Source organism: Streptomyces sp. 4N509B, assembly GCF_052245655.1.
Lineage (GTDB): Bacteria > Actinomycetota > Actinomycetes > Streptomycetales > Streptomycetaceae > Streptomyces.
Window position 1 is genome coordinate 403480 of the sequence record NZ_JBQQBZ010000001.1, and the last position, 18710, is coordinate 422189.

At 72.2% G+C, this 18710-nt stretch carries 16 protein-coding genes and 1 tRNA gene; 12 read left to right on the top strand and 5 right to left on the bottom strand.

Features of this window, described 5'->3' with window-relative positions; translation table 11 throughout:
• Positions 1 to 175 precede the first annotated feature (175 nt).
• Positions 176 to 1408: a DUF3344 domain-containing protein gene (locus ACTWP5_RS01775; RefSeq protein ID WP_443218841.1), complete on the bottom strand. Its 1233-nt coding sequence runs from the start codon at positions 1406 to 1408 to the stop codon at positions 176 to 178.
• Positions 1409 to 1694: 286 nt separating this feature from the next.
• Positions 1695 to 1778, bottom strand: a tRNA-Leu gene (locus ACTWP5_RS01780).
• Between the two features lie 360 nt (positions 1779 to 2138).
• On the opposite strand from ACTWP5_RS01780, the gene ACTWP5_RS01785 reads away from it, so the two are divergent.
• The 6 genes from ACTWP5_RS01785 to pknB all read left to right on the top strand — a co-directional run bounded on the left by ACTWP5_RS01785 (position 2139) and on the right by pknB (position 10471).
• The gene (locus ACTWP5_RS01785) at positions 2139 to 3005 is read left to right on the top strand and encodes an FhaA domain-containing protein (RefSeq protein ID WP_443218842.1); all 867 of its coding nucleotides are present in this window, start codon (positions 2139 to 2141) and stop codon (positions 3003 to 3005) included.
• A 10-nt stretch (positions 3006 to 3015) separates the two neighbouring features.
• On the top strand, positions 3016 to 3528 hold the full coding sequence (locus ACTWP5_RS01790; protein ID WP_443218843.1) for an FHA domain-containing protein FhaB/FipA: 513 nt from the start codon (positions 3016 to 3018) through the stop codon (positions 3526 to 3528).
• Between the two features lie 133 nt (positions 3529 to 3661).
• Positions 3662 to 5230, top strand: a complete 1569-nt coding sequence (locus tag ACTWP5_RS01795; RefSeq protein WP_443218844.1) for a protein phosphatase 2C domain-containing protein — start codon at positions 3662 to 3664, stop codon at positions 5228 to 5230.
• Between the two features lie 43 nt (positions 5231 to 5273).
• Positions 5274 to 6680: an FtsW/RodA/SpoVE family cell cycle protein gene (locus ACTWP5_RS01800; protein ID WP_443218845.1), complete on the top strand. Its 1407-nt coding sequence runs from the start codon at positions 5274 to 5276 to the stop codon at positions 6678 to 6680.
• Positions 6677 to 8161 (top strand): peptidoglycan D,D-transpeptidase FtsI family protein, encoded by a 1485-nt coding sequence (locus ACTWP5_RS01805; protein WP_443218846.1) that lies wholly within the window; start codon positions 6677 to 6679, stop codon positions 8159 to 8161. The genes ACTWP5_RS01800 and ACTWP5_RS01805 overlap by 4 nt, the downstream gene beginning before the upstream one ends.
• A 270-nt stretch (positions 8162 to 8431) precedes the next feature.
• Positions 8432 to 10471 (top strand): Stk1 family PASTA domain-containing Ser/Thr kinase, encoded by a 2040-nt coding sequence (gene pknB / locus ACTWP5_RS01810; protein WP_443218847.1) that lies wholly within the window; start codon positions 8432 to 8434, stop codon positions 10469 to 10471.
• A 63-nt stretch (positions 10472 to 10534) separates the two neighbouring features.
• Here the strand turns inward: pknB and ACTWP5_RS01815 are convergent, their stop codons facing one another.
• Positions 10535 to 11188, bottom strand: coding sequence for a DUF5324 family protein (locus ACTWP5_RS01815; RefSeq protein ID WP_443218848.1), 654 nt, complete (start codon positions 11186 to 11188; stop codon positions 10535 to 10537).
• A gap of 209 nt (positions 11189 to 11397) precedes the next feature.
• Here ACTWP5_RS01815 and ACTWP5_RS01820 point away from each other — a divergent pair, with 209 nt between their 5' ends.
• Complete coding sequence (locus ACTWP5_RS01820; RefSeq protein ID WP_443218849.1) at positions 11398 to 11946, top strand: peptidylprolyl isomerase; 549 nt, start codon at positions 11398 to 11400, stop codon at positions 11944 to 11946.
• A 51-nt stretch (positions 11947 to 11997) separates the two neighbouring features.
• On the opposite strand, the gene ACTWP5_RS01825 is transcribed toward ACTWP5_RS01820, so the two are convergent.
• Positions 11998 to 13173: a glycosyltransferase family 39 protein gene (locus ACTWP5_RS01825; protein ID WP_443218850.1), complete on the bottom strand. Its 1176-nt coding sequence runs from the start codon at positions 13171 to 13173 to the stop codon at positions 11998 to 12000.
• 220 nt (positions 13174 to 13393) lie between these two features.
• On the opposite strand from ACTWP5_RS01825, the gene ACTWP5_RS01830 reads away from it, so the two are divergent.
• A complete protein-coding gene (locus ACTWP5_RS01830; RefSeq protein ID WP_443218851.1) occupies positions 13394 to 14278 on the top strand; it encodes a rhomboid family intramembrane serine protease in 885 nt (294 codons plus the stop codon).
• Positions 14279 to 14595: 317 nt separating this feature from the next.
• Here the strand turns inward: ACTWP5_RS01830 and crgA are convergent, their stop codons facing one another.
• Positions 14596 to 14856, bottom strand: coding sequence for a cell division protein CrgA (crgA, locus tag ACTWP5_RS01835; RefSeq protein ID WP_443218852.1), 261 nt, complete (start codon positions 14854 to 14856; stop codon positions 14596 to 14598).
• 219 nt (positions 14857 to 15075) lie between these two features.
• Here crgA and ACTWP5_RS01840 point away from each other — a divergent pair, with 219 nt between their 5' ends.
• The 4 genes from ACTWP5_RS01840 (at position 15076) to ACTWP5_RS01855 (ending at position 18676) form a co-directional block, all read left to right on the top strand.
• On the top strand, positions 15076 to 15234 hold the full coding sequence (locus ACTWP5_RS01840) for a hypothetical protein (RefSeq protein ID WP_443218853.1): 159 nt from the start codon (positions 15076 to 15078) through the stop codon (positions 15232 to 15234).
• A gap of 24 nt (positions 15235 to 15258) precedes the next feature.
• Positions 15259 to 15939, top strand: a complete 681-nt coding sequence (locus tag ACTWP5_RS01845) for an aminodeoxychorismate/anthranilate synthase component II (RefSeq protein WP_443218854.1) — start codon at positions 15259 to 15261, stop codon at positions 15937 to 15939.
• Positions 15936 to 17654, top strand: a complete 1719-nt coding sequence (locus ACTWP5_RS01850; RefSeq protein WP_443218855.1) for a class E sortase — start codon at positions 15936 to 15938, stop codon at positions 17652 to 17654. Before ACTWP5_RS01845 ends, ACTWP5_RS01850 begins: the two co-directional genes overlap by 4 nt.
• Positions 17655 to 18016: 362 nt before the next feature.
• Positions 18017 to 18676: a class E sortase gene (locus ACTWP5_RS01855; protein ID WP_443218932.1), complete on the top strand. Its 660-nt coding sequence runs from the start codon at positions 18017 to 18019 to the stop codon at positions 18674 to 18676.
• Positions 18677 to 18710 lie beyond the last annotated feature (34 nt).

Below are 18710 nucleotides of genomic sequence, written 5' to 3' on the forward strand. Positions count from 1 at the left end.
ACCGCCGACGCTCCTGGCGCCGTGGGCACGACCCACACCGTCGGCACCGCTGCCGCCGTGGACACCGCCGACACCATGGGCACTGCCGACACCATGGGCACCGCCGCCGTGGACGTGTCCGTGTCCGACACCGCAGACGGGTCCGCCGCCGAGGACCCCGCCGACAGCGCGGGCATCAGCGTCTCGCCCAGGACAGCGGCCGGGCCCGCGTCTCGGCCTCGGTCCGAAGGAGCGTCGCGCTCTCCTCGGATGCCTCGGCCTGGAGGAAGAGCGCGCCCACCTGGTACGTGTCGTCGCCGCTGGCGAAGCGCACCGCGAGCCGCCTCACCGGCCGGTCGGCCATCGCCTCCGACACGTCGAACACGTCGGCGTCGAAACCGAAGGTGTGGACGTGGGTCGGCTCCCTGCTCGGCTCCACGCCCGCCGCCTCGGCGGCCTGCCCGGAGATCGTGGAGTTCATCACGTCGTCGGAGGGGCTGGCGTCGTTCCCGAGCGCGACGGGGAGGGGCCGGCCGGCCGGGCCCGCGGCGGCTCCGTCGCCCGCCGTGCCGACCACGGTCGCGGAGTCCCCGGTCCGGCCCCGGTCCCCGCCGAACGCGACGACGCCGAGGCTCGCCCGCCCACCGGCCGCGGCCCGCAGCTCGTCGAAGGCGACCGTGGCCGCGTCGCCGGGACCGTCGAGCGACGCGAGGCCGTCCATGATCGCCAGCTCCCGCAGCGGCTCGTCCTCGTCCTCGTACGCGACCACCAGGGACCAGCCGCCCCAGCCGCCGGCCGGGGAGTTGCCCATCGCCACGTTGAGCTGCCCCACGGTGTACGAGCCGGACCCGGCGTGGCGCACGAGCTCGGTGACGTCGGCCGAGGCGGTGAAGCTCTCGTAGGCGCCGGTGTCGTGGTGTTCCACGGGCTCGTCGGCGAGCAGTTCCTTGTAGTTGCCGCGGGGTTCGGCGATCAGGACGCGCCCGCTGTCCGCGGGGGGTTTCTGTTCTCCGACGCGGATGTTGGCGCCCCAGTACAGCCGGGCGTACGCCACGCGGGCGCCGCTCGGCAGCTCCAGGTGGGCCTGGCTGGAGTTGTAGGTGTTCGGGTCGCTGTCGACGTCGACGTAGGCGGTGTCGTAGTCCGCCGCGCGCCCGCCCGAGCCCTGCTGCGCGCTGGCGCACGGAAGCACGCCGGGTCCCACGGCACGGCCGCAGGTGACGACGGTGTTCGCGGCGCTGACGATCCCCCCGTGGACGACGGCCCGGTACCGCTCGACGAACGCGTCCGATCCCGTCTCCGCCCTCGCCCCCGCTCCTGTCCCCGTCCCCGTCCCCGCTTCCCCTCCCACGTCGTCGGCGGCGACGGCTGTGGCGGGCGCCAGCATGCCCCCCAGGACGGCGACCACGAGCAGCCATAGAAAACGCATGGTTTCACCCTTCAGAACCCGGTTTCGACCTCCGGCAAGCGATGAAAACCATGACAGAAGAAAAAGGGGAAATCACGCAAAACGCGCTAAACACCCAACGCCAAAGAAAGACGTATCCCCTGATTTACATATCATTTGCCCCTCACGGACACCTCAGGCCCCGCCGGGCCCGGCTCCCCCACCCCCGCGACGGCCCCGCCGCCGCGCCCCGCGACCGGCCGCCCCCACTGCCCCCGGACAGCCGTCAGGCCCCGGCCAGAACTGGCCGGGGCCTGACGATCACGCGTGCGCGAGGGGGGAGTTGAACCCCCACGCCCTTTCGGGCACTGGAACCTGAATCCAGCGCGTCTGCCTATTCCGCCACCCGCGCGTGGGATGTCCGTGACCAACCCCACAGGTGGGGGAGGTCGTCGACACCAGAAGGCTAACACGCCCCGGGCCGTGCCCTCACCTGCGTTCTCGGCCGCCCCCACGCACCACACCACCCCCTCCCCTCCCCACCTCCACCCCAGCCTCACCCCCTGGCGTACTCATCCCCTCCCCACATGCGGGACACTGTTGGCAGGCTCCCCCTACGATCCCGTGGAGGGCGGAGAAGGGGCCGGACAGGGAGGACGGAGGAGCTCACCGCCGGGAACCACCTGATCGTCTCGCGCGTGGATACGATCAGTAAGCACGATCGCGCCAGCCGCGCCGGGACATCGGAGAGCAACGCAGAGGGAGGTGCACCATGGGCGTACTGAAGCGCTTCGAGCAGCGGCTGGAGGGCCTGGTCAACGGCACCTTCGCCAAGGTCTTCAAGTCCGAGGTGCAGCCGGTCGAGATCGCCGGCGCGCTCCAGCGCGAGTGCGACAACAACGCCACCATCTGGAACCGCGAACGCACCGTCGTCCCCAACGACTTCATCGTCGAGCTGAGCCCCAGCGACTACCAGCGCCTGGCCCCGTACGCCGCCCAGCTCGGCGACGAGCTCGCCAGCATGGTCCGCGAGTACGCCAAGCAGCAGCGCTACACCTTCATGGGTGAGATCAGGGTCCACCTCGCCCAGGGCGAGTCGCTCGACACCGGCCTCTACCGCGTCCGTAGCCGCACCCTCGCCGCCAGCTCCCCCGGCTCAGGCCCCGCCGCCCCGACGTACGGCGCCGCCGCGCCCCCGCCGCCGCCCTCGCAGCCTCCCCCGAGGCCGCCGGGCCCCGCCGGCCCCTCCGGTGCGCCCGGCCAGGGTGGATACGGGTACCCGCCGCGTCCCCCGCAGCCCGCCCCCGGTTACCCCGCCGCCGCCGGATCCCCGCCCTATGGGGCACGTCAGAACGCGCGCGTGCGCCGCTGGGTCGAGATCAACGGCACCCGCCACCAGATCTCGCGCGCCTCCCTGGTCATCGGCCGCAGCACCGAGGCTGACGTGCGCATCGACGACCCCGGGGTCTCCCGCAGACACTGCGAGATCCAGGCCACCCAGCCCGCCACGGTGCGTGACCTGGGATCGACGAACGGGATCGTGGTGGACGGGCAGCACACCAAACGCGCTACGCTCCGCGACGGCTCCCGGATCGTCGTCGGGAGCACCACCGTTATCTACCGCCAAGCCGAAGGGTAAGCGGGGGGCAATGTCTGAGCTGACCCTGACGGTCATGAGACTCGGCTTCCTGGCCGTGCTGTGGCTGTTCGTCATCGTGGCCGTCCAGGTCATCCGCAGCGACCTCTTCGGCACCCGCGTCACGCAACGCGCCGCCGTCCGCCGCCCGGAGCCGCAGCCGCCCCGACGCCAGCCCCGCCAGCAGCCCCCGCCGCAGGCCGGAGGGCGCGGCGGGCGGCAGCGCCGCGGCGCACCCACCAAGCTCGTCATCAGCGAGGGCTCGCTCGCGGGCACCACGATGGCCCTCGCCGGCCAGACGATCACCCTCGGCCGGGCCCACGACTCCACGATCGTCCTCGACGACGACTACGCCTCCGGCCGCCACGCCAGGATCTACCCCGACCGCGACGGGCAGTGGATCGTTGAAGACCTCGGCTCCACCAACGGCACCTACCTGGAACGGACGCGTCTGACCACCCCCACGCCCATTCCGCTCGGCACGCCGATCCGCATCGGCAAGACCGTCATCGAGCTGCGGAAGTAGGTCGGACCATGACGCCCAGGCGACTGACCCAGCCGACGCGGTCAGAACGGCCACCGCAGGCGGCGCGGCCGAAGCGGCCGACGCGGCGGGTCCGTGCGGCCACCGGAGCCACCGGAGAACGGGGAAGGCGCGCATGAGCCTGTCACTGAGATTCGCCGCCGGCTCCCACACCGGGATGATCCGCGACCACAACGAGGACTCCGGGTACGCCGGTCCCCGCCTGCTCGCCATCGCGGACGGCATGGGAGGCCAGGCCGCCGGCGAGGTCGCCAGCTCCGAGGTCATCTACACCCTCGTCCCGCTCGACGACGACATCCCCGGCTCCGACGTCCTCACCTCCCTCGGCGACTCCGTGCAGCGCGCCAACGAGCGGCTGCGCTCGATGGTCGCCGAGGAGCCCCGCCTGGACGGCATGGGCACCACCCTCACCGCCCTGCTGTGGACCGGTCAGCGCCTGGGTCTTGCCCACGTCGGCGACTCGCGGGCGTATCTCCTGCGCGACGGCGAGCTCACCCAGATCACCCAGGACCACACGTGGGTCCAGCGGCTGGTGGACGAGGGCCGGATCACCGAGGAGGAGGCCACCACCCACCCGCAGCGCTCCCTCCTCATGCGGGCCCTCGGCAGCGCCGACCACATCGAGGCCGACCTCTCCATCCGCGAGGTCCGCCCCCACGACCGGTACCTGCTCTGCTCCGACGGCCTGTCCGGCGTCGTCAGCCACGAGACGCTCCGCGACACCCTCGCCGCGTTCCAGCCCCCCGAGGAGACGATCAGGGAGCTGATCGAGCTGGCCCTGCGCGGCGGCGGCCCGGACAACGTCACCTGCATCGTCGCCGACGTCCTCGACATCGACGCCCAGGAGGGCGACACCCTCGCCCGCCAGCTCTACGACCGCCCCCAGGTCGTCGGCGCCGTCGCCGACTCGCAGGCCCTGCGCAGCGGCGGCGAGCCGGGCTCGCCGACCCCCGCGTCGCGCGCGGCGAGCCTCGGCAGGCCGGCCGCGCCACCACCGCTGGACCCGCCCACGGGCGTCTTCGGCACCGCCTTCACCGACGGGGACTTCGTCGCCACCCGCGAACGCCGCCGCCCGTGGAAGCTGGCCGCCGTCATCGGCCTGTCCCTGGCGGTGCTCGGCGCCGGCCTGTTCGCCGCGTACCGCTGGACCCAGACGCAGTACTACATCGCGCCCAACGGCACGCACGTCGCGCTCTACCGCGGCCTGAGCCAGGACCTCGGCCCGATCAGCCTCTCCAGCATCGAACGGGACTACCCGAACATCGAGCTGGAGCACCTCCCCGCCTTCCAGCGCAACCGCGTCGAGGAGACGATCTCCCCCTCCAGCCTGGAGGACGCCGAGCGCACCCTCGCCGACCTGGGCCGCCAGGCCGAGACGTGCCGCCTGCTGGCCGAGCACAGCGAGGCGCAGGAGCAGGACCAGGGCGCCGAGGGCGGCCAGGGCGACGCCGAGGGGGGGACCAGCGAGGACACCCCGCCCGGCGGCGCCGAGCAGAGCAACGAGCCGGAGACCCAGCAGACGGAGGACCCCAACTCCCCCTCCGACCCCGAGACCCCCGACGAGAGCGGCGAGGGCGACCGGGACCGGCCCACCGAGGAGCCGGACGCCGAGACCGACCCCGGCTCGACGACACCACCGCTCGACCCGGACCAACGGGAGATGGCCAAACAGTGCGGGACCTGAGTGACGCCGCGATGACCCGACAGCAGACGACGAGCACGAGCCCATGAGCGCCCCGACCGGCAACACCACCGTCTCCACCGGCGGCCTCCCGAGCCGTCGCAACACCGAGCTCGCCCTGCTCGTCTTCGCCGTCCTCGTCCCCGTGCTGGCCTACGCCAACGTGGGCCTCGCCCGGGACGAGGAGCTCCCCGCCGGCATGCTCGGGTACGGGCTGGGCATGGGCCTCATGGCGGGCGTCGCCCACCTCGTCGTGCGCCGCTTCGCGCCGTACGCCGACCCGCTGATGCTGCCCATCGCCACCCTGCTGAACGGCCTGGGCCTCGTCCTCATCTGGCGGCTCGACCAGGAGCCGACGATCACCACGCCCGAGCTCGGGGGCCCCGCCGCCACGGACCAGCTGATCTGGTCCACGATCGGCGTCGCCCTCTTCCTCGGCGTCCTCGTCTTCCTCAAGGACCACCGCATCCTCCAGCGGTACACGTACATCTCGATGGTCGTGGCGCTGCTGCTGCTGGTCTCCCCGATGACCCCCCTCGGCCAGGAGATCAACGGCGCCCGCATCTGGCTCGACATCCCCGGCGTGGGCTCGCTCCAGCCGGGCGAGTTCGCCAAGATCGTGATCGCGGTCTTCTTCGCCGGGTACCTCATGGTCAAGCGGGACGCGCTCGCGCTGGCCAGCCGCCGCTTCGCCGGCCTGTACTGGCCGCGCGGCCGGGACCTCGGGCCCATCCTCATGGTCTGGGCCATGAGCCTGATCATCCTGATCTTCGAGACGGACCTCGGCACCTCGCTGCTGTTCTTCGGCATCTTCGTGGTGATGCTCTACGTCGCCACCGAGCGCACCAGCTGGATCATCTTCGGCCTCCTGCTGTCCGCCTCGGGCGCCGTCTTCGTCGCCTCCACCAACGCCCACGTCGGTGACCGCGTCGACAACTGGCTCAACCCGCTGGCCCTCGGCGCGAACGACGGTGTCACCGAGACCGCCCAGGTGATGTACTCCTTCGGCGCCGGCGGCCTCCTCGGCTCCGGCCTCGGCCAGGGGTACTCCCGCCTCATCGGCGGCATCGCCCCCAAGAGCGACTACATCCTGGCCACCGTCGGCGAGGAGCTCGGGCTCGTCGGGATGATGGCCGTCATCCTCCTCTACGGCCTCCTCATCGAGCGCGGCCTGCGCACCGCCCTGGCCACCCGCGACCCGTTCGGGAAGCTGCTGGCCATCGGCCTCACCGGCGTCTTCGCGCTCCAGGTCTTCATCGTCACCGGCGGCGTCACCGGGCTGATCCCCCTCACGGGCATGACGATCCCCTTCCTCGCCCAGGGCGGCTCCTCCGTGATCGCCAACTGGGCGCTGGTCGCCCTGCTGCTGCGCATCAGCGACACCGCCCGCAAGCCCGCACCCACCCCGGCGACCTCCCTGGACGCCGCCGAGACCCAGGTGGTCCGCGTATGAACAAGCCCATGCGTCGGGTCGCGATCTTCTGCGGCCTGCTCATCCTCGCCCTGCTTCTGCGCGTCAACTGGGTGCAGTTCGTCCAGGCCGACGAACTCCAGACCGACGAGAACAACCGCCGCGTCGCCATCGAGCGGTACTCCCACCCACGCGGCAACATCATCGTCGACGGCGAGCCGATCACCGGCTCCGTCGAGACCGACGACCCGGACTTCCGGTACGAGCGCACCTGGACCGACGGCGAGATGTGGGCCCCGGTCACCGGGTACTCCTCGCAGGCCTTCGGCGCCAACCTGCTGGAGGGCGTCGAGGACGACGTCCTCACCGGGGACGACGACCGCCTCTTCTTCAACAACACCATCGACATGCTGACCGGCGAGGACCAGCGCGGCGGCAACGTCGTCACCACCCTGAACGCCGACGCCCAGCGCGCCGCCTACGAGGGCCTGGAGAACCTGCCGGGCGACGCGAAGGGCGCCGTCGCCGCCATCGACCCCCGCACCGGCGCCGTCCTCGCCCTCGCCTCGTTCCCCTCCTACGACCCCTCCAGCTTCGCCGGGTACGGCGCCGAGGACGCGGAGGCGTGGAACGCCCTGCTCGACGACCCCGACGAGCCCATGCTGAACCGCGCGCTGCGTGAGACGTATCCCCCCGGCTCCACGTTCAAGCTCGTCACCGCCGCCGCCGCGCTGGAGAACGGCCTGGTCGACGACGTGGACCAGGAGACCGAGACGCCCGTGCCGTACGTGCTCCCGGAGACCACGGGCCTGGAGATCCCGAACCCGATCCCCACCGCCCCCTGCGAGAACGCCTCCCTGCGCGTGGGCCTCCAGTGGTCGTGCAACTCGGTCTTCGCCCGCCTCGCCGACGACGTCGGCGCCGAGGCGATGCAGGACACGGCGGAGGACTTCGGGTACCACGAGGAGGCGCTCGACATCCCGGTCCGCGTCGAGCAGAGCTCCTACCCCGAGGACGTCCGCCCGCAGAACGCCCAGGCCGGCATCGGCCAGGCGTCCAACCGCGCCACCCCGCTCCAGGTCGCGATGTTCTCCGCCGCCATCGCCAACGACGGCGTGCTGATGGAGCCGTACATGGTCGACCAGCTCGTCGCCCCGAACCTCGACGTCATCGAGCGGCACGAGCCCCGCGAGATGTCCACGCCCCTGTCGCCGGAGAACGCCCAGGCCCTCCAGGACGCCATGGAGACCGTCGTCGAGGAGGGCACCGGCACCAGCGCGCAGATCGACGGCGTCCGGGTCGGCGGCAAGACGGGCACCGCCCAGCACGGCGAGAACAACGAGGAGCTGCCCTACGCGTGGTTCACCTCGTACGCGATCCCCGAGGACGGTGAGGGCTCCCCGGTCGCGGTGGCCGTCGTCGTGGAGAACGGCTCGGAGGACCGCGACGAGATCGGCGGCGGCCTCCTCGCCGGGCCCATCGCCAAGTCGGTGATGGAGGCGGTGCTGAACAGCCAGAACTGACGCCGGCCCCGCCGTCTCGGAGCGACGCCACGTGAGCAACGTAACGCGCCGTTCACCCCGACCGGCCGAACCGGTCCCCACGAACACACGTCACACACACCAGCGCCGCCACCTGGCCAGACCGGGTCCGGCGCGAATACCGGTTGGATATCGGCCGCCCACCTGTGGCCGGCACTCCCACGCTCGACAGGTACGGTAGCCCAGGGCTCGCGAGCCCCGGCCGGGCCGCCAGGGGGTGCGGTCCGGGACCAAACGGAGAGGGCTGGAAGCATGGAAGAGCCGCGTCGCCTCGGCGGGCGGTACGAACTCGGCCAGGTGCTGGGCCGCGGGGGGATGGCCGAGGTCTACCTCGCCCATGACACGCGCCTCGGCCGCACCGTCGCCGTCAAGACCCTCCGGGCCGACCTGGCCCGCGACCCCACGTTCCAGGCCAGGTTCCGCCGCGAGGCCCAGTCGGCCGCCTCCCTGAACCACCCCGCCATCGTCGCCGTCTACGACACCGGCGAGGACTACGTCGACGGCATCTCCATCCCCTACATCGTCATGGAGTACGTCGACGGCTCCACCCTCCGTGAACTGCTGCACTCCGGCCGCAAGCTGCTTCCCGAGCGCGCCCTGGAGATGTGCGTCGGCATCCTCCAGGCCCTGGAGTACTCCCACCGCAACGGCATCGTCCACCGCGACATCAAGCCCGCGAACGTCATGCTCACCCGCGGCGGCCAGGTCAAGGTGATGGACTTCGGCATCGCCCGCGCCATGGGGGACGCGGGCATGACCATGACGCAGACGGCCGCCGTGATCGGCACCGCCCAGTACCTCTCCCCCGAACAGGCCAAGGGCGAGACCGTCGACGCGCGCTCCGACCTCTACTCCACGGGCTGCCTCATCTACGAGCTGCTCACCCTGCGCCCCCCGTTCGTCGGCGACTCCCCCGTCGCCGTCGCCTACCAGCACGTCCGGGAGGAGCCGCAGCCCCCCAGCGTCTACGACCCGGAGCTCACCTCCGACATCGACGCCATCGTCCTGAAAGCCCTGGTCAAGGACCCGGACTACCGGTACCAGACCGCCGACGAGATGCGCGCCGACATCGAGGCGTTCCTCGACGGCCAGCCGGTGGCGGCCGCCGCCGGCATGGGGGCCGCCGCCTACGGCTACGACGACCGGCCGACCACGGCGCTGCGTCCCACCGACGCCCAGACCCAGATGCTCTCGCCGGCCAACGACCCGAACTACGGGCGCGACGGATACGACGACGACTACGGGTACAACGGCCGCGCCGACCGGCGCCAGCGCCGCAGTCACACCTCCACGATCCTGCTGGTGCTCGCCGCCATCCTCGTTCTCGTCGGCGCGGTCTTCGTCGGCCGCGCCCTCTTCGGGGGCGACCCGCCGGAGAGCACGATCGAGGTCCCCGAGATGCGCGGCATGACGCTGGAGGAGGCCCAGAGACAGGGCACCAACGGCGGCTTCGAGGTCGTGGAGGGCGAGAGCCGCACCTGCGACGACGTCGAGGAGGGGCTGGTCTGCGAGACGAACCCCGCCGCCGGCGAGGACATATCGCGCGGCGACACCGTCGAGCTCACCATGTCCGCCGGCCCCGAGGCCGTCGAGGTGCCCGACGTCGTGGGCGAGAGCGTCGAGGACGCCGAGGCCACCCTGGAGGACGCGGGCTTCGAGGTCGAGCGCGAGGAGCAGGAGAGCGACTCGGAGGAGGCCGGCACGGTCCTGGAGCAGGACCCCGGCGGCGGTGAGGACGCCGCGCCCGGCGCCACCATCACGCTCACCGTGGCCGTCGAGCCCGAGGGCGAGACGGTGCCGGACGTGGTCGGCTCGCAGCTGGCCGACGCGCAGGCCCTGCTGGAGGACGCGGGCTTCATCGTGACCGCCGTCCAACAGACGGACGACTCGCGTGCGGAGAACGAGGTCATCGACCAGAACCCGGACGCGGGCACCGTCCAGCCGCCCGGCAGCACCATCCAGCTGACCTACGCGGTGCCCTCGGAGCCGACGGAGCCGGCCCAGGTCACGATTCCCGACGTCACCAACCAGCCGTACTACGAGGCCGCCGAGGCCGCGCTGATCCAGGCCGGCCTCACCCCGGTGCTCCAGTGCAGCCAGCCCTCCGGCACGGTGATCGTCGAGCGCACCGACCCGCCCGCCGGCACCGCCGTCGACGAGGGCTCCACGGTCAACGTGTACTGCATCGAGGCCAGCGCGCTCGGCGGCGCGACCGGCGATCCCGGCGGCGGCACGGGCGACCCGGGCGGTGGCACCGGCGGTGACACCGGGACGATCTTCGGCATGGACTGACCGGCCGGAGGCGTCACCGGAACGCGACCACGGACGCGAACCCAGCGGCGGCGGGGAGCGGGCTCAGCCCGCCTTCCGCCGCCGTTCCGCTTCCGCTTCCGCTTCCGCCTCGGTCTCCCCGCGCATGTCCTCGGCCTGCTCCACGCGCTCCATGTCCTCCATCGTCTGCGTCTCCGCCTCGGCCTGGGCGGCCTCCTCCGCCAGCTCGGCGGGCGGCACCTCCGTGGCCGGCGAGGGCTCCACCAGCCACTCCGGGCTCGACTGCCGCTCCCACCACTTCCAGCCGGCGAACGCGCAGGCGGCCACCAGGCCCGCCACGCCGAGCCGCCGCGCCACGCGCACGATCCTCCGCCGCCGCTCCCTGCCCCGGATCACCAGCCGTGCCTCCCGCGGCGTGATCGCGCCACGCAGCGCCACCACCGCCACCTCGGACCTGGCCCTGGCCTCGCGGCTCACCGGTCCCGCGGCGGCCCTGGCCGCCTCCAGCCGGGGGGCCACCTGCTCGCCGTAGCCGGTGCGGGCGGCGCGCACCGCCCGCGCGGCGCGCGGGCCCACGTACGCCCCGGCGCGCCTGGCCTGGCGCACCGCTCCGGTGCCCGCGGTCACCGCGCCCGGCACCACGACGGCGGCGGCGCGCCGCATCCTCGTCGTGCCGCCGTTGCCCTGGCGCTCGCCTCGCACCCACTGCCCACGGCCTCGGTTCGATCCACAGCCCACAGTTCTCGCCTCCTTGATCATGATTCGCACTGTCTATACGTCTTATCTACTCGTGCATAAATCATGCCTGTTATGTCTGGTTCGGCTGACAAAAACGCGCGCCAGGGAGGTGGGCGTGTCGCGGTCTCGTGGCAGGATCAACGGTCGGGGGGAGCGAACGACCCGCGGACGACCCATCGCGGACCAGCGGCAGAGACGGAAGGCAGATCGTGGCAGAGCGGCTCTACGCCACCCTCAGGACCAACCGCGGCGACATCGAACTCCGGCTCTTCCCCGACGAGGCGCCCAGGACCGTGAGCAACTTCGTCGGACTCGCCGACGGCAGCCGCGAGTGGACCGACCCGGAGACCGGCAGGAAGTCCACGGCCCCGCTCTACGACGGCACGATCTTCCACCAGGTGATCAGCGGGTTCATGATCCAGGGCGGCGACCCCCTGGGCAACGGCACCGGCGGGCCCGGATACCAGTTCGAGGACGAGATCCACGAGGACCTGGCCTTCACCCGGCCCTACCTGCTGGCCATGGCCAACGCCGGGCCCGGACCGCGGCAGACCGGCACCAACGGTTCGCAGTTCTTCATCACCGTGGCCCCCACGACGTGGCTGACCGGCAAGCACACCATCTTCGGCGAGGTCAGCAGCCTCGCCAGCCAGCAGGTCGTGGACGACATCGCCGACACCCCCACGGACAGCCGCACCGACCGCCCGGTCCACGACGTGGTGATAGAGACCGTCACCATCGAGACCCGGAACGCCTGAGGCCGACGCTCCACGCGGACACCGCCCCGGACGCCGCGCGCCTCCCTCGGATCAGGGCGGCCCGGACCCGTTGAGCCAGAAGGCCCCGTAGACGGCCGAGGCCGCCGCCATCGCCACGAGGACGGCCCCGAGCACGCCGCGCCGCCGCCGCACCAGCAGCAGCGCCAGGGGCAGGAGCAGCGGGAACGCCGGGAGGAGAAGGCGCGGCTTGGACCCGAAGTACCCCGACGCGCCGACGGCGAGCAGCGTGACGACCGCCGAGTACACCCACGGCGCCGGATGGGGGAACCGCCGCAGGCCGACGAGGTGGACCCACACCACCAGGCCGAGGACCGCGGCCCAGACCAGTAGGCCGCCCAGCACCGCCGGCGCCCCCATCCCGTCGGCCACGGAGCGCGAGAACGCCCAGCCCCCGTCGAAGCCGTTCCCCCACTCGTCCTGGACGTCGAGGTAACCCAGCAGACGCCCGCGCTGGGCGCCGACCCAGAGCACGTAGCAGGCGGCGCCCAGCGGCGCGACCACGCAGCCGAGCAGCGCCCGCGGCCCGGGGGCGGGCTCGCCGTCCGGCGTCCGGCGCGACCCCAGCCACGCGACGCCCACGGTGACCAGCAGCGCCGCGGCCACGGCGAGGCCCACGGGCCGCGTCAGTCCGGCGAGCGCGGCCAGCACGCCCGCCGCGAGCCACCGTCGGGTCAGGACGCAGTACAGCCCCCAGGCGGCCAGCGCGACGAACAGGGACTCGCTGTACGCCATGGACTGGACGACGCTGACGGGGAGCGCGGCCCAGAGAGCGACGGCGACGAAGCCGGTCGCCTCGCTGTGGAGCGCCGTGGCCACCCGGAAGATCCCCCACGCCGCGAGGACCGACGCGACGGCGCTGATCACCAGGCCCGCGCGCGGCGGACCGAGCGGCGTCAGGGCCGAGAGAGCGGACTCTAACCAGGGATAGAGCGGGAAGAACGCCATGCTGGAGAGCTGCCGGCCGTCCTCGGCCCGCACGGTCACGTCGTAGCCGTCCTCGGCCACGCGCACGTACCACAGGGAGTCCCAGCGTTCCGAGAGGAGCACCCAGGGGTCCGCGCCCGTCCCGGCGCACCACAGCGCGAGCACGAGGACGCCGAGCACCTTGACCGACACGAAGAGCCCGAGGGCGGCGGCCAGCCACCGGGAGCCGTCGCGGGCCCCGTCCGTCCCGGCGTGGGGTTCCCTGATGTCGTTGGTCTGCACGGGGGAGTCCTCACGCGGTCCGGGGGCCTCGAAGGCGGATTCGATTCCGCCGCGCGTGCCAACCTACGGCACCGCCCGTCCCCGCATCCTTCTGACCTGCACGCGCCCCCCGCCACCCGGCGGCGGGGAACCAATCGGGCCGGCCGGCCGTAGGATCACCAGGGCGACACGGCACAGGACGGACCCGAGCCCACCCGCCGAGTGAAGGAACGCGATCGCGATGACGCAGCAGCACGGTCACCCGACGCCGGAGCCGGGCGTGGCCACCTGCTATCGCCACCCCGACCGCACCACCGCCGTGGGCTGCTCCCGCTGCGAGCGGCCCATCTGCCCCTCCTGCATGATCGCCGCCCCCGTCGGCCACCAGTGCCCCGAGTGCGTCCACGGGGCGGCCACCGTCCGCGCGGTGCGCGCGGCCCAGCCCCGCACCATCGCGGGCGCGACGGTCACCTCGGACACCGCCCTCGTCACCACGGTCATCCTCGGCATCAACGCGGTCGTCTTCCTCGCCGCCCTGATCGGCGGCGACCGTTTCGTCACCGACTTCGACATGATCGGGTATGCCTGGGACCCGCTCACGGGCACGTGGACCGGTGTCGCGGCCGGCGAGTGGTGGCGGCTGCTGACGTCGGCCTTCCTCCACCAGGAGATCTGGCACATAGCCCTGAACATGCTGGCGCTGTGGTTCCTCGGCCGCCCCCTCGAAGGCGTTCTCGGCCGCACCCGGTACGTGGCGCTCTACCTCATCTCGGGCCTGGCGGGCAGTACCCTCGAGTACGTCCTCGCCGCCCAGAACCAGCCGGCGCTCGGCGCCTCGGGCGCCATCTTCGGGCTCTTCGGGGCCACGGCCGTCCTGATGCGCCGCCTCAACCAGGACATGCGGCCGGTCGCCGTCCTCCTCGGCATCAACCTCGTCATCACCTTCGCCTGGAGCAACATCTCCTGGGAGGGCCACATCGGCGGTCTCGTCGCCGGCACCGCCATCGCGTACGCGATGGTCCACGCGCCGGCCAGGCGCCGCACCCTCGTCCAGGTCGCGGCGTGCGCCGTCGTGCTGCTGGTGATCCTCGTCGCCTGTCTGGTCCGCACGGCGCAGCTCCTGTGACCGCCGGCACCCCTGACGCGGGCGGCACCTCCGACTCGCGTGGCACCTCCGCCCGTGGAGCTCCGGCGACCGCGCAGCGCGACTGCGACGGGCGGCGGCTCTGGGATCGAAAAGTTTTCCACAGCCCCGGGCGGATCTTGTGCACGGCCACCCTGGGTGACCTTTCGGGGTGAGCTGGCGACTATCATCGCAGGTCAGAGGCTGTCCAGAACATGCCAGACGCGCTGCGCGGGCGGGAGTTCACCCGAGAGTTATCCACACCTTTCATCGGACTATCCGTCCAGCTGTGGATAACCCATCGCGCTACGTGACCTCCGTCACTTCCACTGGGTCGAGACGACAAAGCCCACCGCGATGAAGCCGAAGCCCACCACGATGTTCCAGTTCCCCAGAGCCTCGACGGGAAGATCTCCCTGAGTCACGTAGAACACGACGATCCAGGCGAGTCCGATCACGAACATCGCCAACATGAGCGGAGCCACCCATCGGCGGCCGGCCCTCATGTCGATCTTGGTGGCCTGCCGTTCCGGTGGAGCGTAGCTGTCCGACTTCTTCTTCCTGATCCGGGACTTCGGCACGAGAGGTACTCCTACGTCCTACGCGTAGCGGGGGGATCGTCCGTTAGCGTAGTGCGTCCGGACCCAATAAAGCAGCCCAGGGGCGGCACCGCGGGCCACAACCGTGAGCCCCATGCCAGTTTCGCCCCAGCGACGTACGCTTGGGTCCGTCACCCACGGGCGCACCCGTAGGCATCCGCGGGGGCGGCACGGCGGCAGCGAAGGAGGGGAACGCGAGCCATGTACGGCTGGATCTGGCGCCACCTGCCGGGCAACACCCTGGTGCGGTCGCTGATCTCCGCAGGTCTCGTGATCGGCGTGGTCTTCCTGCTCTTCCAGTACATCTTCCCCTGGGCCGAGCCGATCCTGCCGTTCAACGACGTGCCCGTCGAGGAATGAGCGAAGACGAGGTTGCCGTTACCCATGAGCCAGAGCCACTCCGACGCCGCGCCGCGCATCCTTGTCGTCGACAACTACGACAGCTTCGTCTACAACCTCGTCCAGTACCTCTACCAGCTCGGGGCCACCTGTGAGGTGCTGCGCAACGACGCCGTCACCACCCGGCACGTCGCCGAGGGGGACTACGCGGGCGTCCTGCTCTCCCCCGGCCCCGGCACCCCCGAGCAGGCCGGCGTCTGCATCGACATGGTGCGCCACTGCGCCGCCACCCGCACGCCCGTCTTCGGTGTCTGCCTCGGCCTCCAGGCCATGGCCGTCGCGTACGGCGGCGTCGTCGGCCGAGCGCCCGAGCTGCTGCACGGCAAGACCTCCGAGGTGGCCCACAGCGGCGAGGGCGTCTTCGCCGGGCTGCCCAGCCCGCTGACCGTCACCCGGTACCACTCCCTCGCCGTCGCCGAGGGCACCGTGCCCGAGGAGTTCGACGTCACCGCCCGCACCACGGGCCGGGGCGTCATCATGGGTCTGCGCCACCGCGAACTGCCGGTCGAGGGCGTGCAGTTCCACCCCGAGTCGGTGCTCACCCAGGGAGGCCACCGCATGCTGGCCAACTGGCTCGCCGACTGCGGCGACCCCGGCGCGGTCGCCCGCTCGCACGGGCTCGCACCGGTGGTGGGCCGCGTCGGCCACCGGGAGCCGGCGGCGTGACCAGAGGGTACCCGCCGGACGACGCGGAACGGGGGTGGACGTCCGACGGTGATCCCTCCTACGGCGACCCCTCCCACTCCTACGGCGAGGCGCCCTACGCCGACCCCTTCAGCGGCGCCTCGTACGGAGACGCCTCGTACCGCGACCCCTCCTACGGCGACCCCTCCTACGGCGACCCCTCCTACGGCGACGCCTCCTACGGAGACGCCTCGTACGGCGACCCGGGCTACGCCCACGGCTACCCCGAGCAGGCCGACCCAGGCGGTGGCGGCGCCTCCTTCGAGGCCACCGTCCAGTCCCTGAACGACCCCCTCACCGACCCCCTCCCTGGTCAGCGGACGACCGCCGCCGCCCCCGACCCGTACCCCGAGGCCACCGACCACGGCGGCGCGTACGGCGGAGAGTACGGGGACTACGACGAGTACGGGGCCGCGGTCACCGCCCCCGAGGCCGCCGGATACGCCGTTCTCGAACCCCAGCACGACCCGGAGACCGTCGGCCTCCACGTTCCCGAGCCGCCACCCCGCCGGGACGCCGACGGCGAGACCATAGGACTGCGCCGCCCCGAGGGGCCGCCCGACACCTGGGACCCCTCCGCCTCCGACACGTCCGAGGCCTTCGACACCGGCGGCGAATCCCGAGCCGGGGCCGACGCCGACACCGAGGCCGACGACGGGACCGAACCGGGGTCCACGTCCACCTCAACGTCCACGTCCGCGTCCACGGCCGACACGTCCGACTCCACGTCAGCCGTCGGCGGCCGAGCCGCCCGCCGCAGAGCCGCCGCCGCGGCGGCCGCCGCCGCCAGCGCCCGGGGCGGCCGCCGCCGCGCCACGCGCGGCCCCGCCTCCCCGACCGCCACGGCCACCGACTCCCGGCCGCCCGCCGGCTCCCGCGCCGCGTCCCGTTCCGCCTCCCGCCGTGCGGCCGGCTCCGCACCCGCCGCCGCAGCCGAGCCGCCCCCCGGCGCCGGTCGCGCCGCCCGCCGCAAGGCGGCGAAGGCGGCGGCCAAGGCCGCCCGCCAGACGGGCACCGCCCTCAGCAACGTCATCGGCGAGCTCTTCATCACGACCGGCGTCCTGCTGATGCTCTTCGTCGTCTACCAGCTCTGGTGGACGAACTACGAGGCCCGGGCGCACGCCAACCGCGAGCGCGAGGAGCTCCAGCAGGAGTGGGACTCCTCCGGGAACGGACAGGGCGACCCCGCGCGCGACCCCGGCGCGTTCTCCCCCGGCGAGGGCTTCGCCGTGCTGTACATGCCGACCCTCGACGTCGTCGTCCCCATCGCCGAGACCACCGACGAGGACTCCGTGCTGAACAACGGCATGGTCGGCCACTACGCGGAGGAGGACGGCCTGCCCACCGCGATGCCGTGGGACGAGGAGGGCAACGTCGGCCTCGCCGGCCACCGCAACACCCACGGCGAGCCGTTCCGCTACATCAACAGGCTGGAGCCGGGCGACCCGATCGTCATCGAGACGGCGGACGCCTACTACACGTACGCGATGACCAGCCGCCTGGACTCGACCTCGCCGTCCAACGTCGAGGTGCTCGATCCCGTCCCGACCCAGGGCGGTTTCACCGATCCCGGGCGGTACATCACACTCACCACCTGCACGCCGGAGTTCACCTCCACGTACCGTCTTATTGTCTGGGGAGAGATGGTCGAGGAGCGCCCGCGTCAGGACGGGTTGCCGGACGCCCTGGTCGGCTGAGCACGAGAGCGGAGGACACGGGGGTGCAGGAGCAGACGAGTGGCGAGGCCGCGGCCGAGGACGAGCACCGGAGCGGGGAGCGGGAGCGGGACGAGGCCGAATCCGAGCGGGAACGTCCGGACCTGGGCGAGGAGCCCGACCGGACCGACAACGACACCGACAACGACACCGACGACCGCACTGACGAACAGGCCGACGAACAGGCCGACGGCCAGGCCGAGTCGGAAGAGCGGAACGTCGCGGAGGACGACGAGAGTCAGCCCCCCGCGACGGCCGGCTCACCCCTGGCGCGCGCCCGCCGCACGCGCAGCGTCCGCAGGCGGCGCCGGCTCGCCGCCGTCGTCGGGGTCGTCGGCGAGGTGATGATCACGTGCGGCGTCCTGATGGCGCTGTTCGTCGTCTACTCCCTCTGGTGGACGAACATCATCGCCAACCAGCAGGCCAGCCGGGACAGCTCCGCCGTCCGCGAGGCGTGGGAGACCGGCGGGGACGACGGCGACGACACCACCCAGCCCCCGGTCTTCGACCCGGAGGACGGCATCGGCTTCCTCCACGTGCCGACGATGACGGGCGACGACATCCTCGTGAAGGAGGGCGTCGACCTCGACACGCTCAACGGCGGTGTCGCCGGGTACTACGACAACCCCGTCGAGTCGGCCATGCCCTGGGACGACGAGGGCAACTTCTCGCTCGCCGCCCACCGCGACGGCCACGGCGCCAAGTTCCACAACATCCACCGCATCGAGGAGGGCGACCCGATCGTCTTCGAGACGCGGAACAACTGGTACGTCTACCGCACCTACGCCATCCTCCCGGAGACCTCGAAGTACAACACCGAGGTACTCGCCGACGTCCCGGAGGAGTCCGGACGCACCGAGCCCGGCAACTACATCACGCTCACCACCTGCACCCCCATCCTCACCTCCCAGCACCGCTACATCGTCTGGGGCGAGCTCGACCGCGTCGAGCCGGTCGACGAGCAGCGCACTCCACCCCGGGAGCTGCGCGCGGGCACGGAGTAGGAGCGGCGCGGGAGCCCTCCCGACGGCGTGGCGC

Excerpts from the sequence above, each read along its gene's own strand:
- ACTWP5_RS01830 (WP_443218851.1), top strand. The coding sequence starts at position 13,394 with ATGACGCAGCAGCACGGTCACCCGACGCCGGAGCCGGGCGTGGCCACC.
- ACTWP5_RS01800 (WP_443218845.1), top strand. The coding sequence starts at position 5,274 with ATGAGCGCCCCGACCGGCAACACCACCGTCTCCACCGGCGGCCTCCCG.
- ACTWP5_RS01790 (WP_443218843.1), top strand. The coding sequence starts at position 3,016 with ATGTCTGAGCTGACCCTGACGGTCATGAGACTCGGCTTCCTGGCCGTG.
- ACTWP5_RS01840 (WP_443218853.1), top strand. The coding sequence starts at position 15,076 with ATGTACGGCTGGATCTGGCGCCACCTGCCGGGCAACACCCTGGTGCGG.
- ACTWP5_RS01795 (WP_443218844.1), top strand. The coding sequence starts at position 3,662 with ATGAGCCTGTCACTGAGATTCGCCGCCGGCTCCCACACCGGGATGATC.
- ACTWP5_RS01775 (WP_443218841.1), bottom strand. The coding sequence starts at position 1,408 with ATGCGTTTTCTATGGCTGCTCGTGGTCGCCGTCCTGGGGGGCATGCTG.
- ACTWP5_RS01785 (WP_443218842.1), top strand. The coding sequence starts at position 2,139 with ATGGGCGTACTGAAGCGCTTCGAGCAGCGGCTGGAGGGCCTGGTCAAC.
- ACTWP5_RS01805 (WP_443218846.1), top strand. The coding sequence starts at position 6,677 with ATGAACAAGCCCATGCGTCGGGTCGCGATCTTCTGCGGCCTGCTCATC.
- ACTWP5_RS01855 (WP_443218932.1), top strand. The coding sequence starts at position 18,017 with ATGATCACGTGCGGCGTCCTGATGGCGCTGTTCGTCGTCTACTCCCTC.
- ACTWP5_RS01845 (WP_443218854.1), top strand. The coding sequence starts at position 15,259 with ATGAGCCAGAGCCACTCCGACGCCGCGCCGCGCATCCTTGTCGTCGAC.
- pknB (WP_443218847.1), top strand. The coding sequence starts at position 8,432 with ATGGAAGAGCCGCGTCGCCTCGGCGGGCGGTACGAACTCGGCCAGGTG.